13 protein-coding genes are annotated in these 15,733 nt (G+C 34.1%); 12 read left to right on the top strand and 1 reads right to left on the bottom strand.

From position 1 onward, the window contains the following. Positions 1 to 90 precede the first annotated feature (90 nt). The 8 genes from ACFSUF_RS19355 to ACFSUF_RS19390 all read left to right on the top strand — a co-directional run bounded on the left by ACFSUF_RS19355 (position 91) and on the right by ACFSUF_RS19390 (position 11,589). Positions 91 to 1,632: an amino acid adenylation domain-containing protein gene (locus ACFSUF_RS19355; RefSeq protein ID WP_377605579.1), complete on the top strand. Its 1,542-nt coding sequence runs from the start codon at positions 91 to 93 to the stop codon at positions 1,630 to 1,632. 101 nt (positions 1,633 to 1,733) lie between these two features. Further along, positions 1,734 to 2,789: a guanitoxin biosynthesis L-enduracididine beta-hydroxylase GntD gene (gene gntD / locus ACFSUF_RS19360; protein WP_377605581.1), complete on the top strand. Its 1,056-nt coding sequence runs from the start codon at positions 1,734 to 1,736 to the stop codon at positions 2,787 to 2,789. Between the two features lie 210 nt (positions 2,790 to 2,999). Continuing rightward, the gene (locus tag ACFSUF_RS19365) at positions 3,000 to 6,074 is read left to right on the top strand and encodes a condensation domain-containing protein (protein ID WP_377605583.1); all 3,075 of its coding nucleotides are present in this window, start codon (positions 3,000 to 3,002) and stop codon (positions 6,072 to 6,074) included. 100 nt (positions 6,075 to 6,174) lie between these two features. Beyond that, positions 6,175 to 7,065 carry a hypothetical protein gene (locus ACFSUF_RS19370; RefSeq protein ID WP_377605586.1) on the top strand — a complete coding sequence of 297 codons (891 nt, stop codon included), beginning with the start codon at positions 6,175 to 6,177 and terminating at the stop codon, positions 7,063 to 7,065. A gap of 49 nt (positions 7,066 to 7,114) precedes the next feature. Beyond that, positions 7,115 to 8,524: a pyruvate kinase gene (gene pyk / locus ACFSUF_RS19375; RefSeq protein WP_377605588.1), complete on the top strand. Its 1,410-nt coding sequence runs from the start codon at positions 7,115 to 7,117 to the stop codon at positions 8,522 to 8,524. Between the two features lie 182 nt (positions 8,525 to 8,706). Then, entirely contained in the window at positions 8,707 to 10,125 is a 1,419-nt protein-coding gene (gene pyk / locus ACFSUF_RS19380) for a pyruvate kinase (RefSeq protein WP_377605590.1), read from the top strand. Positions 10,126 to 10,161: 36 nt separating this feature from the next. After that, a complete protein-coding gene (locus ACFSUF_RS19385) occupies positions 10,162 to 10,314 on the top strand; it encodes a hypothetical protein (protein WP_377605592.1) in 153 nt (50 codons plus the stop codon). Positions 10,315 to 11,115: 801 nt separating this feature from the next. Then, entirely contained in the window at positions 11,116 to 11,589 is a 474-nt protein-coding gene (locus tag ACFSUF_RS19390) for a hypothetical protein (RefSeq protein WP_377605594.1), read from the top strand. Between the two features lie 65 nt (positions 11,590 to 11,654). Here the strand turns inward: ACFSUF_RS19390 and ACFSUF_RS19395 are convergent, their stop codons facing one another. Next, positions 11,655 to 11,786, bottom strand: coding sequence for a topoisomerase DNA-binding C4 zinc finger domain-containing protein (locus tag ACFSUF_RS19395; RefSeq protein ID WP_377605996.1), 132 nt, complete (start codon positions 11,784 to 11,786; stop codon positions 11,655 to 11,657). A 30-nt stretch (positions 11,787 to 11,816) separates the two neighbouring features. On the opposite strand from ACFSUF_RS19395, the gene ACFSUF_RS19400 reads away from it, so the two are divergent. The 4 genes from ACFSUF_RS19400 (at position 11,817) to ACFSUF_RS19415 (ending at position 15,697) form a co-directional block, all read left to right on the top strand. After that, positions 11,817 to 13,691, top strand: coding sequence for a tyrosine-type recombinase/integrase (locus ACFSUF_RS19400; protein ID WP_377605597.1), 1,875 nt, complete (start codon positions 11,817 to 11,819; stop codon positions 13,689 to 13,691). Then, positions 13,684 to 14,079 carry a DUF6262 family protein gene (locus ACFSUF_RS19405; RefSeq protein ID WP_377605599.1) on the top strand — a complete coding sequence of 132 codons (396 nt, stop codon included), beginning with the start codon at positions 13,684 to 13,686 and terminating at the stop codon, positions 14,077 to 14,079. Before ACFSUF_RS19400 ends, ACFSUF_RS19405 begins: the two co-directional genes overlap by 8 nt. A 112-nt stretch (positions 14,080 to 14,191) precedes the next feature. After that, a complete protein-coding gene (locus tag ACFSUF_RS19410; protein WP_377605601.1) occupies positions 14,192 to 14,878 on the top strand; it encodes a hypothetical protein in 687 nt (228 codons plus the stop codon). Positions 14,879 to 15,076: 198 nt separating this feature from the next. Next, positions 15,077 to 15,697 (top strand): hypothetical protein, encoded by a 621-nt coding sequence (locus ACFSUF_RS19415; protein WP_377605603.1) that lies wholly within the window; start codon positions 15,077 to 15,079, stop codon positions 15,695 to 15,697. Positions 15,698 to 15,733 lie beyond the last annotated feature (36 nt).

Here is a 15,733-nt window from a genome sequence, read left to right on the forward strand (position 1 = left end):
AAAAAAAAAAAAAATACTTAGTATGATATCAATATCGACTTTTATTATTCTCCTAATCGAAGTAAATATAATTAAGTGGAGGATTGAGCTATGTGGCACAAAAATGAAAAAACTATGGCAGATATTTTATCTAAAGGCTTATTGCATAATCCCAATAATATAGCATTAGAATCCCATCAAACGTCTATATCGTACAAAGAGTTAGATGAATTTAGCACTAGATTTTCAATATATTTAATAAGAGCAGGAGTGAGAAAAGGGGATAAAATAATCATTTCTTCCAAAAAGTCTTATTCAACAATAGCTGCTATTATAGGTATATTGAAATGTGGTTGTGTATTTATCCCAATAGATCCAGATAGCCCCATCAACAGAACCAGATACATTATAGAAGATACGAATCCAAAAGTAATTATAATGCCCAATGAATATAGTATTAAGGATTCAAAAAATACCATAGTATTATCCTTTGAGGAAGTAGAAAATATATTAAATGATGATTTAAACATGCAGAATGTTGAGTTTCCATATGTTTGCGGGGATGATGCTGCCTACTGTATGTATACTTCTGGTTCAACCGGTCAGCCTAAAGGTGTTTTAATTAAACATAATAGCGTTGTCTCCTTCTTTAATTCGATATATGAATTTATAGAATTAGATCAAAATTCTAAATCAATTAGTTTAAATCCAATTTTTGCAGATGCCTCAATCGTGGATCTTTTTTATCCTCTATATCAGGGGGCATATGTTTATCTCTATGACCAGAAAATAATCCCTAAAAACATATGGAGAGTAATACAAGATAAGGGGATTAATTACTGTGATGTTGTTTCATCACTCCTAACCTTACTCGTAGAATCAGTTGAATTAACGAAGTTTAATTTAAGTAAGTTGAAAATTGTTAGTAACGGTGCAGAGATCCTTAATGTTAACACCGCACAAAAGTTATTAAGACAAGTACCAGGATTACTAATAGTTAATGCTTATGGGCCGACAGAAGCAACTTGTATTTGTGTAGTCGAATGTATTAGAGAAATCGAGTCAGATAGACAAGAGACTTACCCTATAGGAAAACCGTTAAAAGGGATAAAAGCTATTATTGTAGATGATGAGAATAATGAAATAAACGAATTAAATGTATTTGGTGAACTACTCGTTTCAGGTACTCAAGTGATGTCAGGTTACTTAAATAAGCCATCAGAAACAAACAAAAGAATGTATATGTATAAAGGCGACTACTACTATCGAACAGGAGATATTTGTTTCTATGATAATGAAAAAAAAATAAATATCGTGGGGAGAATTGACGAGGATATTAAGGTTTCAGGTTACAGAGTTAATCTTAATGAGATTAGAGAGGCTGTTCATAAATTACCCTACATTAAAAGCTTCGTCGTTCTTTCTGTTCAAGAAAGGGTGAAAGGAAAGGTGCCTGCGCTCGCTGTAATTCTACAACGTGGAGCAGATAATATTACCGAGGATAAAATAAAAAATGATCTAAAAGACGATTTACCCAAGTTTATGATACCCCGTTATGTTTTGCTTTGCAATCAGTTTCCTACCGTCCCCTCCGGAAAAGTTGACTTGCAAAGAATCAAACTATTAATAAATTTAGAATTTAATATTACGTAGGCGAAATTGACTATAATCAAAACTTATACATTTTTATAAAATATAAATCATTCCTTATTAAATAATAGAGTAAGTAATAAACTTGTAAAGGAGAATGTAAAATGAATAAAAGTGAATTACAGGAAGAAGTTTATCAGATTGTATTAAAAGAGAAAGAATTATTAGAAATTGATATGTTATTAGATGAACTTCAAGATAAATATAATAGCATAGAAGATCCTGACTTCTTAGATTTAGTTACGGTATATGCACAAGAATTGCCTCGTAGTTTAAGGATTTACCTAAATAATTTTCGAATGAAGGAATTAGCTGGTGGAATATGTGTTATCAGTGGTTTTAGTATTGGGTCATTACCACATACACCCTCACATTGGAAAGATAAGCAATATCCATCACTCACAATTAGAGAGGATATTTTCTTTACGTTATGTGCATCTCTTCTAGGTGACTTTATCGGTTGGGCAACCCAACAAGATGGATATATTTTACATGACGTACTTCCCATAAAGGGACATGAAAAGGATCAAATTGGTTCCGGCAGCGAAGTATTATTGACTTGGCACACGGAAGATGCCTTCCATCCGTATAGAACGGATTATTTAGGTTTAATGTGTCTAAAGAACCCTGATGACGTAGAGACTACATATGCAAAAATTGATGATATTAAGGTCAGTGATCATTATAAAAGTATTCTTTTTCAGAACAGATTTGCGATTAAACCGGATGAATCTCATCTGAAAAAGAATAGATTGAACAGTATCAGGGACTTGGGAGTTTCAAAATCTTTTCTTGAAAGTATTTATGATAGAAACGAAAAGATGAACGTTAACCCCGAGAAAACAGCGGTACTTTTTGGTCATCCAGACTCACCCTATCTTCGCTTAGATCCGTATTACATGGATCTAGAAGATGAAGATAATGAGGCAATGGAAGCGCTACACTCCATTATCCAAAATATAGAAGGTGCTATGAAAAGTTTAGTCTTGAAACCAGGAGATATTGCTTTCATCGATAATTACAAAGTAGTCCATGGTAGGAAGCCCTTTAAAGCTAGATATGATGGAAATGATAGATGGCTAAAACGTTTAAATATTACTAGAGACTTAAGAAAATCTAGAGATTCGAGGGTAGCTGCCAATAATAGAATACTTTTTTGAGTCTAATTTGTCTTCCATTAGGCAAATTAGCTAAAGCCTAATACTTATCTTAATACAATAATCTCTCGTGAAACACTTCTTGGCAAATGCATTAACATTTGGATTAACATTTCTAAAGCATTAATGAAGATGATGGCCTTAGCCGTCGACTGTTTAAAATACTATGTAATACTCGTTTAATTATCGACATTGGTGTAGGGGAGGTTGACTATGCACTCATTTGATATCTTAACTGAAATTAATAATGTTCAAAAGCGACTTCCAAATAAAATTGCAATTCATCATGGAGCCCATAAAATAACTTTTAAATCCCTGGAAAAAAATACCCAAAACGTAGCAAAGCTATTAAGACCTAGATGCATTGTAGGATTACTCCTGCCGGCAAGTATAAATCTAATATCATCTGTATTAGGAATTATGAAAGCTAATGCCGTATTTGTCACAATTGATGTCGAAGCTCCATTAGAAAGAGTAATATCAATTATAAAAGAAGCAAGAGTATCATTGCTTATTACTGATCAAAGTAATTATAAATTGATAAATGAACACTCTGCTTTTTTAATTAATACGTGTAAGATAATTTGTATTGAGGATATTCTAACTCAAAAGGTTTCAATTAGGTCGAACGAATTTAAATACTTATCTTTAGAATGGCCTGAAGATTTAGCATATATCTCGTTTACTTCTGGTTCTACAGGTGTGCCCAAAGGTGTACTAGGCTCTAAAATTTCTTTAAATAAATTAATTTCATGGGAGATCGAAGAATTTAAACTGAACGAATCCTTTAATGTAAGCCAATTAACATCTCCATCCTTTGGGCCTTTTATGAGAGATATATTTGTTTCTTTATGTGTCGGTGCAACGTTACATATACCTGAAAGTAAAAAAGTATTGATGAATCCGAATGAGCTACTAAAGTGGTTATCTGACTCTAATATTAATCTAGTTCATACAGTTCCATCGGTGATACAAAGTATTTTAAAAATATTTCAAGGAGAAATAGTTTTAAAGAACTTGCATTACATACAGTTATCGGGGGAACCTTTGACATTAGATTTAGTTAAAGATTTCTACCATGTATTTAAAGGGAATGTACAACTTATTAATATTTATGGTCAAACAGAAACGACTCTTGCGAAGTTATTTTGGCGTATACCTCGTGAACAAGTTATGACACTTAGTACTGTACCTATAGGAATTACGGTACCGGAGACAATTGCGGTTGTTTTAAATGAACAAAATAAAATAGTGGCAGAAGGTCAAAGAGGTATACTGCATTTACTCTCTAATAACTTGTCACTTGGCTATGTTATGTCTGGAGGGATAAAAAATCTTGAGTACGTTGATTTGTCGGGAAAGCTAGTATATAGGACTGGAGATGTTTGTTCTATAAACAAGGACGGTCAAATTATTCTACACGGACGTGAAGATCAACAAATAAAAATTCGAGGAATGCGGGTTGATTTAAGAGAAATTGAAATGATAATTCAAGAATATGATGAAGTTACCGAGGCCCAAGTTATGTTAAATCCAAACCAGCATATTGAAGCGTACGTTATTGCAAATAGTAAATTAAATCTACTGACATTACGAAATTTTCTGAAAGCACGCTTGCCCGCGTATATGCTGCCTATTTTTTATTATGTTCTGGAAAAATTCCCTAAACTACCAAGTGGGAAAATTGATAAAAGGAGTTTAATAAATAATAAACATAAATTGCTTTCATTAAAAGCTAATATGATGCCAAGAACAGAAACAGAAGAAAACTTGCTGGAAATTTGGAGAGACATTCTTGATTATATTGAAATTAGTGTCGACGATAATTTTTTTGAAATCGGGGGTCACTCACTTAATGCTACTCTTGTTATAAACCGTATTATGGATCTATATAAGATTCAATTACCTAATCACATCTTATTTGAAAAACCTACCATTCAACTATTATCAGAATATATTGAACAACAAAAAAATGAAATTATAGTTAAATATGATTTTCCTAATCAAATATCATATCCACTTACGGATGCACAGAAAAGAATATATGTGTCTGCATTTTTTGATAAAACTAGGATAATGTTTAACTTACCGGGTCTAATTTTCTTGAAAAAAGAGTTCGGTCGGGAAAAAATTGAGAATTTTTTGAGTACAATAACTAAGAATAATGATAGCTTACGAATGTCTATTCAGCGTATAGAAGGACATACAAGGCTAATTCTAAACGAACTCCCTAAGACGGAGTTAGCTACTATTTCTGTATGTGATGAGGAACATTTGTTAATAGAGGCTAAAAAATTAGTTAAACCTTTTAAATTTGAGAGTGCACCTTTATGGAGAGCTCAACATTTTTGGGTAGAATCATTGAAGACTGATGTATTGTTTCTAGATCGTCATCATATAATTTCTGATGGTGTTACGTTGTCTATAATATTAAAACAGCTTGCAAGTGCGTTAAGAAATGAAAAAATTGAACCACCAAAACTAAAATATTCAGAATATTCAAATATTCAAAGCCTATATAATCAAAATCACGAGGAGAAAATAGGATATTGGATTAAGGAGTTAGGTAATCAAGATTCTTACTATGATGAAATGAATACAGAAGTGAGAAGAACTTCAAATATTGGAAAAAGAATTGACGTAAAAATTGCTCAATGCTTATCTGATGATATAAAAAGACTAGCTTTGATACAACAGTGTACACCTTTTGTATTATTATTATCTGTATATTTTTTGTTTATTTCCAAAATATATGACCTTAATAAAATAATAATTGGGGTACCTTTTGCTGGTAGGTCAGTTCCCGGATATGAGAATGTAATGGGGATGTTTGTAAATATGTTACCTATTAAAGTAGAGCTGGAGCCCTCAAGTTCTTTTGAAGAGGTTATTAAAGTAGTTAAAAAAAAAATGATAGATGGAATGAAGCATGAGATCCCTTTTCAAAAATTAATTAAAGCAATAAATTTCCGAGCAAAACCTAATTCTAATACTATTTACCGTAATATTTTCTCGATGCAACCCAGAATAGATTTTGATGACATTTTAAACTATAAAAGGATAGATCAGGGTACAGCCGAAGTTGATCTATCGGTAGAAGTAATAGAGTCACACGCAACCTATATTTTTGTGTTCGAATACTGTTCAGAATTATTTAGCAGATCGATGATCGAACGTTATATGGAGACGTTTATATCTTTAGTGAAAATATGTATTGAAAATCCTGCATTAAGTATCAATGATATTGAATTACAGTTTACAGATACTAACCTGAAAGGTTCGGTGTAGTTATATGATATCAAACCCACTATATGAACCTCTTATAACTTCATATACCCGACATGCCTATCCATTAGCACTAATTGATTCAAAGAGTAACGAATCCTACATGAATTGGGTATATAGTAATTACTTCCAATTATATTGCAATTCAAATTTCAATGAACAAAATTTATTTTATGATTATCTGATAGATACCGTCAAGGTCAATCCATATGTTGATTATCAGCTTATAGAGAAAAATACGTTTGATTCATTAGGTTATAATTTAATAGAGTATATTATTGAAATGATTAACCAGGGCTATTACATAATGATAAAGATGGATATGTATTACATTACTAATAGATTCGCTTCAAATCATCTTCATTATTATCATAACGAATTGATAAGTGGTTATGACATGCAAACGGGTAACTTCTTGATTTATGGTTTCGGAAAGAAGGGGAAGTTAACACTTTCTTCGATTGATTTTGGTTCTTTCATCAAATCAACTAGAAGAAGCCCAAATTTCACGCTTTTAAAATCCATAGAACATCCTCAAGATTATGAGTTCGATATCAAGTTAATCATTAAAGAAATAGCTGAATACCTAAATTATAATAAGTCAGAAAATATTTTATATGATACTAATGTAGTTTATGGAGTAAATACTTACGACATTATAATAAAATTTATTAAAGACTACTTATCGGATAGTTTGAACAATAGTATATATTCGTCATTTTTTAGAATAAGGAAACAAATTTATGTCCTATGGGAACATAAAAAAATAATGTTAGATAGAATTCTATTTTATGAAAAGTTAGGAATTATTAAAAATATATCACATTCTTATCTGGAGATCGAAAGTACTGCTCGTATGGTACTACATTTATTGTTAAAAAGTGACATGGTTAAAGATAAGACTGTTTTCTCTAAATCTATTAATGCTTTAATAGAGTTAAAATCTAAAGAGATAAAAATTCTAAATGTTTTGTTATTTAATTTGAAAAGTTAATAAGATTCTATTTATATTTTTCCTTCATTGCTATTTCTGGGGTGATAATATGAAGAAAACTAAAGTCATGTGTACTTTAGGACATTCTTGTGAGTCGGTTGAAATAATAAAAGACATGATAAAATCAGGTATGAACCTTGCAAGAATCAGTGTGAACCACGGCCTTTTTGACAAACAACTCATTCGAGTGAAAAACTTAAGGAAAGCTGCGGAAGAATTAGGTACATATATCCCCATACTATTAGATCTTCAAGGTCCTGAAATGAGAATTGGAAGACTAAAGGAGCAGAACATTGAGATAATAGAGGGTAGAACCTTAGTAATCATAACTAACCCTATTATTGGAGATGCTAATAAGGTTTCAGTTAATTATAAAGAGTTACCTAGTATTCTCAGGAATCAGTCTAGAATTCTAATTGACGAAGGATTAATAGAGGTAAGTGTTAAAGATATTATAGACAATGAAATTATATGTACTGTAATACGGGGAGGGATATTAAAACATAACGCTGATATTACGCTACCAGGTATACGTACCACACTTCCTGGATTAACCCAAACAGATATTAAATATATTGATTTTGGCATAAAAAATAATATAGAAATGATTGCAGTATCATTTGCTAGAAAAGCAAATGATATAAAGGAGATAAGAAACTTACTAGCTAACAAAAAAGCAAATCAGATTCAAATTATTTCTAAGATTGAAAACGAAGAGGGATTATCTAATTTAGAAGAAATTGCAGATGTCTCTGATGGATTAATGGTGGCCCGAGGCGATCTTGGTGTAGACATGCCTCTTGAAGATATTCCATATGTCCAACAACAAATAGTAGAGAAGTGTTATCTGCTTGGAAAGCCAGTAATCATAGCGACCCATATGTTACATTCAATGAAAAACAACCCACGCCCTACAAGGGCTGAGGTTACAGACGTTACTGTATCTGTCTTACAAGGTGTTGACATACTAATGCTTTCTGAAACCTCTTCTGGAAAATATCCAACTGAAACGGTAAAACAGCTTTGTAGTATCATAAAAAAAACGGAAAATATTTTCGACGATCAAATGAATAGCAAATGGGGAGGAATTGAGGAGAAATATGCAACAGCAGCAGTTTCACTAGCTACGATTTTAAATGCAAGTGCTATTATTGTTATCTGTAATAACATGAATCTAGTAAATTGTATATCAAAGAGGAGACCTCCAGCTAATATTATTGTCTTTACTTGTAAAAGAGATATTTATAAAAATCTAATATTAATGAGGGGGGTTACCCCTATTATTATCGAATCTATTAGTGATTTTAAAAGATTAAAAGGTGAAAATATTACCGACTTGATTGAAAAAAACATGTTGAAGAATAACATAATTGTAACTATCGAGGAGTTGGATAACAATAATTCATTGTTCTATAAGTTGGATACCACCCATATAAACCATTATTCATTTCCTGAGTGAGATACATGAAAGGGGGAGGTAGATTTTTTTGAAAAAACTATACATAGTATAAGAATGATTATATGAATAGCAATGCTAATATTGATTTAATATTTATGCTTAAAAATTTACATTAATTATGTAAGCAGTTAATATATACTAATAGCAAATATTATGAAAATTCTAATAATGGGGGAAACAGTATGCGTAAAACTAAAATTGTATGTACGATAGGCCCTTCTAGTGAGCAACCAACAGTATTAAAAGAATTGATTCTTGCAGGTATGGATGTTGCTAGGTTGAATTTTGCCCATGGTGATTTTTCGGAACATCAAAAACGAATTTATGACGTAAAATCAATCTCAAACGAGTTGAAAAAACCGGTAGCAGTACTATTGGATATAAAAGGTCCAGAAATACGACTCGGGAAAATTGAAGCCGATAACTACTTATTAGCGACTGGGGATACGCTTACTCTTACAACCGAAGAAATTATAGGGGATAAATTTAGGATTTCGGTTTCTTATAAAAATTTACCTAGTGATGTGTCGGTGGGCACCATTATCCTTTTGGATGATGGTTTAATAGAATTAGAAGTCAAAAATGTAACTGGTACTGAGGTAGTGTGTGTTGTAAAAAATAATGCAAAAGTAAAGGGGCGTAAGAGTGTTAATGTACCAGGTATAAGGGTTAATTTACCGGGTGTTACAGAGAAAGATAAACAACATATACTTTTTGGTATAGAAAATGGTGTTGATATTATTGCAGCATCTTTTGTAAGGTCTGCAACTGATATCTTAGAAATAAAGCAAATTTTAGAAGATAATAATGCTGGACATATTAATGTTATTGCTAAAATTGAGAATCAAGAAGGTATTGATAACTTACGAGAAATTTTGTCTGTAGCGGATGGAATAATGGTGGCACGCGGTGACTTAGGGGTAGAAGTTCCATCGGAGGATGTGCCACAGATACAAAAAGAGATGATAAGGCTATGCAATGTGTTTGGAAAACCGGTGATTACGGCCACTCATATGCTCGAATCTATGCAAACAAATCCTCGTCCTACTCGGGCTGAAGCAAGCGATGTAGCGAATTCTGTATTAGATGGTACAGATGCAGTGATGCTATCAGGTGAAACAGCGGCGGGTCTATACCCCGTTGAGTCGGTAAAAACGATGGCAAAGATACTTGAAAAAACGGAAGGTAAATTGGATTATAATAATTTAATACGTTCAAGGTTTAAAGAGAGCCGCATCACGACTACGGAGGTATTAAGTCATTCCGCTGCTCTGAACTCTTTAATTTTAGATGCAAAGGCCATTATAACTCCTACAGAGAGCGGTTTTACACCTAGAATGGTGGCGAAATATAGACCTTATTCGCCAATAGTTGCCGTAACCAACAAGGATTGCGTTGTTAAGTCACTATGCTTGGTTTGGGGTGTTATTCCTATACTTGGAGACAAATCATTTAGTGTAGATGAATTGATTGAATGCTCTATTAATAGAGCGTCCAAATTGAATTTAATAAGTAAAAGTGATTTGGTTGTTATCACTGCGGGTATACCACTTGGAAAAAGTGGATCGACAAACCTGCTAAAAATACAAGTCGTTGATTAGCATATAGATACATCGAGACCGAATTGGGGTGGGCAATTGACTCAATTTGATGTGCGGTTGCATTTTATTAATGGAACAAAACAAATATTAAGACTTGAAGCAGAAAAAGAAGAAGAAGTCTTGAATAGAGTAATTGCAAAGGACTGGTTGCAATACTTTGATGTGGATGATAAGTTTTATATCAGATGAGTAAGGTCCTTCATGTTCATATACAAAGATGTTAATTTATATTTTATAGCGCTCCTTCTAATAGGAGCGTTTATTTTTGTTTACTGCAAGTGATACTCCCGCCTTTTGTTATGCTACTTGGAACAACTCATCGTTGGTTTCCTCCAATTTTGTTCTTATATACATAGGTTAATAAAACGGTGTTTCCTAACAGCAAACTATAAAAAAATTTCAAATCCTTCTTCTAAACTTGAAATTACATATTTGCCATTTGGGGGGGGGGAGATGTTAAATCTTTCGAGTATTCTAGAATTGTTAATGGAGAGATTGTGGCTGAGAGTGTGTCGGGTAAGCAGGATAGGCATTCGTTCTGGATACGCTAAACTAACTGCCAGCCATACCAGGCGCCATCTTTCTCAGTGATCAGGGCAATGTGTACACTTCACAGGCATTCCAGGAAGCAGTAAAAGGAAAAGGCATTATCATGAGCATGTCAAGAAAGTTCTACATATAAACTTCACATATGCTGCTGTACTGGTTCAACAGCTTATAAAACTTGGAGGTTATAAATCACAAGAACTTTATCCCTTACCCGAGAACAACGACCTGGTTCTATAGTCAATATATTATTAATGTGACGAAGTTCCTTTGAGTACCCTAGTATTCGCCCTTCTCCGGACGTTTATGATCACTAACTCCGGTGATTAACCAGATCAGCGGCAACTTGGTTTGGGCCAAATTTTAAAATCAATTCTCATGCGGTTAGGCTGAATAAGTATAGTGTAAGTGGTCAAAACTGTTTCCTAAAGATGGAGGTGCTTAATGGAACGCAAAAACATTTGGTCTAATGAGGATGATAAACAATTAACAGAGATAGTTTTTAGACATCTCAGAAATAGAAGCACGCAGCTTAAGGCCTTTGAAGAGGCAGCAGTGTTACTTGGCCGGACTAAGGCTGCTTGCGGATTTCGATGGAATAGTTTCTTAAGAACACAGCATACTGATACGCTCGTGGCGCTAATAGGTGACACAAAAGGAAGAGGTAGAACTATACCAGTAGCCGCAGGCCTGCACTGTGATACCAATATTGAAGGTGACAAGAAGCCACTTGCTAAAGTCTTTACTTATATTAAAGAACTTGAGCAAACGATTGAAATTCAGCAGAAAGAGATAGCGCAGCTTCGCAATCAGGTGAAGCACGATGGCGACCGGTATATCGCTAGCGAGGATTTACAGACCCTGATGAAAATCATTACTAATGCCCGACGGAACGGCTATCTAAATCAAGCGAATTAACAAGAGGACCATTCTGCGACATGGTCCTATAGCATGACTTATTGGAGATTCGGGCAGCGTACTTCTTAAATCGCTTTTGTATGCCGGCACTGCGGGAAGGAAGAACATCCTAAAAAACTGCCTTTGGCGCTTTTTCGGAGTACTAGCAAGCCCCCACAACGGCTGCATTTCTCAGGTTCTCTTGGGATTTCCTCCATTACTTGTTTTGGTGATGGAGAAACGTCAACATGGAGATTAAGTTTGTTTACTACAATCAAATTTTTTCAGACCGTTGGGGAATAAGGACTATATTTAAAAGTATATCAGGATCGCTAAAAAAACTGACTGCATATTTAAGCGAAAGGCACTCAAATCTCACTTCCATTCTTGATTTAGACATCAATAAAGAGCAAAAGCTTTGGACCTTCTGGTTGAATGGTAAGGGAGAAAAGACAAGTTACATCAAGAAGATGAGAGGGAAAGAAATCGTAGCCCGCACGGAAATAGATGGCTTTTTTTCAAGGGTTTATAATACACTTTTCCAATTAACAGATACTCGTGATGAATGGGAGAAGGATCGATGGGATGTACGGATACTAAATAAAAAATACTTGATAGATTTCAATGAATCAACTAGTGGTCATGGCATTGTTTTTTCAAATATAGAGAATGAAAAATATAGTGAAATATTTAAAGAATATATAAAGGGTCGTCTAATCAGCGGCAAAAACTTCACCTGGGGTACAGCTCGAAGTTATGGATTATACACAGTTCCTTTTTTAAACTCTATTGCAAAACAAAACCCTAAGTGGAACGATTTTAAAAAACTTGAAAGAAAGCATATAGAAACGTACATAGAAGAGTTAAAGGAGTATACAAGAACCAAATTAAATAAGACAAGTTCCAATCCTAAAAAATATGTTCGTGATTCATTAAAGTTTGTGCGTGCCTTTATAAGAGATCTTCAAATTTTAGAGAAGTTCGAAGATTTTGCACCTGAAGAAATGGTGTTTCGTCTAATATATCCTGAAGACTTTCCTAATCTCCCTAAAAAATCATTGGATGATATTGATTACATACCTGACTATGTATTGGAACAATTGTTCAATAATCTAAATGACCTTCATCCAGATGTACAGCCAATTGTCTGGATTGCTTTCAAAACAGGGCTGCGCTTAAGCGATACATTGGAATTGACGCAGGATTGTTTAGGTAAAATAAACGGAAGGTCAACTCTCACAACAGATATTGAAAAGACGTATGTAATAGGTCACAAAATACCCATTGATGATCATCTAGCAGATATAGTTGCAGTTTTAATTGACCGTTCTAAGCAAAACAGCAATGACGATAATAATCCTGAAAAATACCTTTTTGTTCGCTACAGAGGTCCCCGTAAGGGAAGGACATTTAGTCAAGGTTTTGTTCGAGAAGAACTAAACAAATTAGCGTTTGAAAAAAATATTACTGATGAATCAGGCAATTTGTTTCGTTTCAGACCTCACCAGTTTCGACATACTTTTGGAGTTAAAATGATAAATGGTGGAGCTGATATTTTAACGGTGCAGGAGTTATTGGCCCATGCATCACCCGAAATGACGTTACAGTATGCTCGTCTATTAGATGATACGAAACGTAAAGAGTTCGAGAAGGTTGTGAAACAAGGTGTGTTTACATTTGACATAAATGGGGAAATTGACAAGATCTCAGAAAGGGAAGATGTCCCTAAAGATATTCTTGATATGTTGTGGAAAGACGAGAAGTTAAATGCCTTAGATAACCCTTATGGGACCTGTCGTGCAAGAGTCAATGGGAATTGCCCATTAGCAGCAGAACCCCCTTGTCTTACTGCAAACGATGGAAAACCTTGTTTTGATTTAGAAGTAGGTATTTCAAGTTTTGACGTTAAGAAGTACGAGCTTCTCATAGAAACAACTGCAAAGTGGATTGAAGCGTCGAAAAATTATGGTCGTGAAGATATGGTTAAAGCAAACGAAAAGAACTTGGAAAGGTACCAAAATATTTACGAAACAATCAAAGATGGAAATGTTATTTTTGGTCGATATGACCGCATGAAGAAACATTTAGAACGTGAGAAAAAGAAAGGTGTTAAACATGGCTAGTTTTGATCGTGAGGAACAATTAAGGTGGCTACATGAAAAGAGAAAGCAAGAAACTAAAGAAAAGGTTGAAGAAGCCATTAAACGCCTTACAAGGAGTACTAAAGCTATTAACTTTAATAGTGTAGCAGAAGAAGCTGGAGTGAGTAAAGCAACCCTTTACAATCATACTGAGCTCAAAGAACGTATCGATTTCTTGCGAAATCAACAACAGCATGTATTTGTGGATTCGAGGATTAAACGTGACGAGAACAATCAAAATGCAGTAATCGCTTCGCTAAAAAGAAGGATTGAAAAGTTGCAAAAAAAGAATAAAGAACTTGAACAAGAAAATAAACGATTACGTGAAAAAGATAATGAGAAGCTTACGGATTACTTTATGAATATATAATACTTATTCAAATAACGGGCATTTTAGTTCCAATTATGGTAGAATTAGTATGTACTTAATTCTATGAAATTTTTCTAAACGTTTTATATAACATAAGAAAAGAGTGAAGAATATGAATGCTTCTAAAAAGCTAATTTTCGGACTCATAACCCTATGCGTTTTTACAACTCCAGTAAGCGCTTCAAGTAAACTGAAGGAAATTAAGGCCTATGTAGACCCAGATGTTTCAGTGTCCTTAAATGGGCAATTGGTTGTTAGTAAGCCAATTTTACATAATAATTCCATTTATGTTCCGCTCAGAGATGTGGCACTTGCATTCGATGCTAGAATCCTTAGTCTTCATAAGAACAAGAAGGATATCTATGTTGAACGTGTCCTTGAACCGGTTGTCGATGACAATCCTATACCTAACCATAATTTACAATCTACATATGCCAGCGGATTTGGAAGACCCATACTATCTCATAACATCCAATATATTGTTGAATCGGTTAAAAGAGATATCATAGAAGGTAAAATAGTAGCTGTTATGTCGATTAGTGTTTTAAACAAGTCCAATAAAGATTTTAATTTCAAACCGAATCTTTATATAGAACTAGAAGACACAGCTCAAGAATTTGATTTTAATAATCAGAGATTCGAAATCGTTGGACCAGATACGGTTCCGCCTAATAAATTAACTAAGTATCAGATTATGTATCATGAACTGCCGAAATCAGCAATTACTTATGTATCAATAATAGAAGACAGGCTTCATGATATTGTGTGGGTACCTTTAAAGCCCATCGTTATTAAATAATTGGTTGCTTACGAGCGAGAACTTATTACTACGGTTACATTTACTAAAACTCTACGCTTACAAGGAACGATAGCTTCATCGTGATACTGTTGCCTGCCTCCACGGTCGGCTGCTGACTTTAAAGAAAGGCCGGTATAGCGTTAGCTCTTTTGACGTTAACAATATCAGTTGTCAGCTATAGAGGAAGGTGTATTAAACATGCCTACTAAAAAACTTGAAAGCTTTCCATCACTGCCTGAAAACGAAGTAATTCTACAACCACTCATTCTCCCTCCAGGAGCGAATCAAGCTGATAAACATTTTTGGGAGGAGGACCGTGATAATAGAGATCCATTTTACGCGAACACGATTCTGCTTCACTACCCTACAATTCGTAATCGAATAGGATATGATCTGTCTAATGGCTCAGGAAATGCTTTCGTGGCAGATGATATTGTGTCTGCTTATCAAAAGGAAGAGCTTTTTCACTATGATGCAGAATTCTATCATGAGTTTCACTATCATTACTTTGATGCTATCTCAGTATTGTGGGCCTGGCGGTTTACAAGGGATAGACCGAGCAAGACCAAACTTAAGAAATGTCGGACGTTCTCTCAGGCGTTATATGACAGCTGCTTAGTAGGCCTAATAGATGGGGAGTATCCAGACTTCATAGGCAAAACTCATGAAGATGCTTTTACTGCATTACTTAAACTGCTCGAAATGGAAGGTCCAGCCACATCATATCGCAGTTTGCAAATTATGTATTCCTTGTTGGAGTTTTGTAACCTCAAAAGCAAAAGGTTATTAATTAACGGGGACTTTAATTCAACGGTCTAAGGACAGTATGCCGCTGCTGCTTAAAACTTTATGACT

The sequence above is a fragment of the Paenibacillus gansuensis genome (genome assembly GCF_042684925.1).
GTDB lineage: Bacteria > Bacillota > Bacilli > Paenibacillales > DY6 > Paenibacillus_N > Paenibacillus_N gansuensis.

What these genes read in the sequence shown, in the direction of transcription:
- ACFSUF_RS19355 (WP_377605579.1), top strand. Translation starts at nt 91, where the DNA reads ATGTGGCACAAAAATGAAAAAACTATGGCAGATATTTTATCTAAAGGC.
- gntD (WP_377605581.1), top strand. Translation starts at nt 1,734, where the DNA reads ATGAATAAAAGTGAATTACAGGAAGAAGTTTATCAGATTGTATTAAAA.
- ACFSUF_RS19365 (WP_377605583.1), top strand. Translation starts at nt 3,000, where the DNA reads ATGCACTCATTTGATATCTTAACTGAAATTAATAATGTTCAAAAGCGA.
- ACFSUF_RS19370 (WP_377605586.1), top strand. Translation starts at nt 6,175, where the DNA reads ATGAATTGGGTATATAGTAATTACTTCCAATTATATTGCAATTCAAAT.
- pyk (WP_377605588.1), top strand. Translation starts at nt 7,115, where the DNA reads ATGAAGAAAACTAAAGTCATGTGTACTTTAGGACATTCTTGTGAGTCG.
- pyk (WP_377605590.1), top strand. Translation starts at nt 8,707, where the DNA reads ATGCGTAAAACTAAAATTGTATGTACGATAGGCCCTTCTAGTGAGCAA.
- ACFSUF_RS19390 (WP_377605594.1), top strand. Translation starts at nt 11,116, where the DNA reads ATGGAACGCAAAAACATTTGGTCTAATGAGGATGATAAACAATTAACA.
- ACFSUF_RS19395 (WP_377605996.1), bottom strand. Translation starts at nt 11,786, where the DNA reads ATGGAGGAAATCCCAAGAGAACCTGAGAAATGCAGCCGTTGTGGGGGC.
- ACFSUF_RS19400 (WP_377605597.1), top strand. Translation starts at nt 11,817, where the DNA reads ATGGAGATTAAGTTTGTTTACTACAATCAAATTTTTTCAGACCGTTGG.
- ACFSUF_RS19405 (WP_377605599.1), top strand. Translation starts at nt 13,684, where the DNA reads ATGGCTAGTTTTGATCGTGAGGAACAATTAAGGTGGCTACATGAAAAG.
- ACFSUF_RS19410 (WP_377605601.1), top strand. Translation starts at nt 14,192, where the DNA reads ATGAATGCTTCTAAAAAGCTAATTTTCGGACTCATAACCCTATGCGTT.
- ACFSUF_RS19415 (WP_377605603.1), top strand. Translation starts at nt 15,077, where the DNA reads ATGCCTACTAAAAAACTTGAAAGCTTTCCATCACTGCCTGAAAACGAA.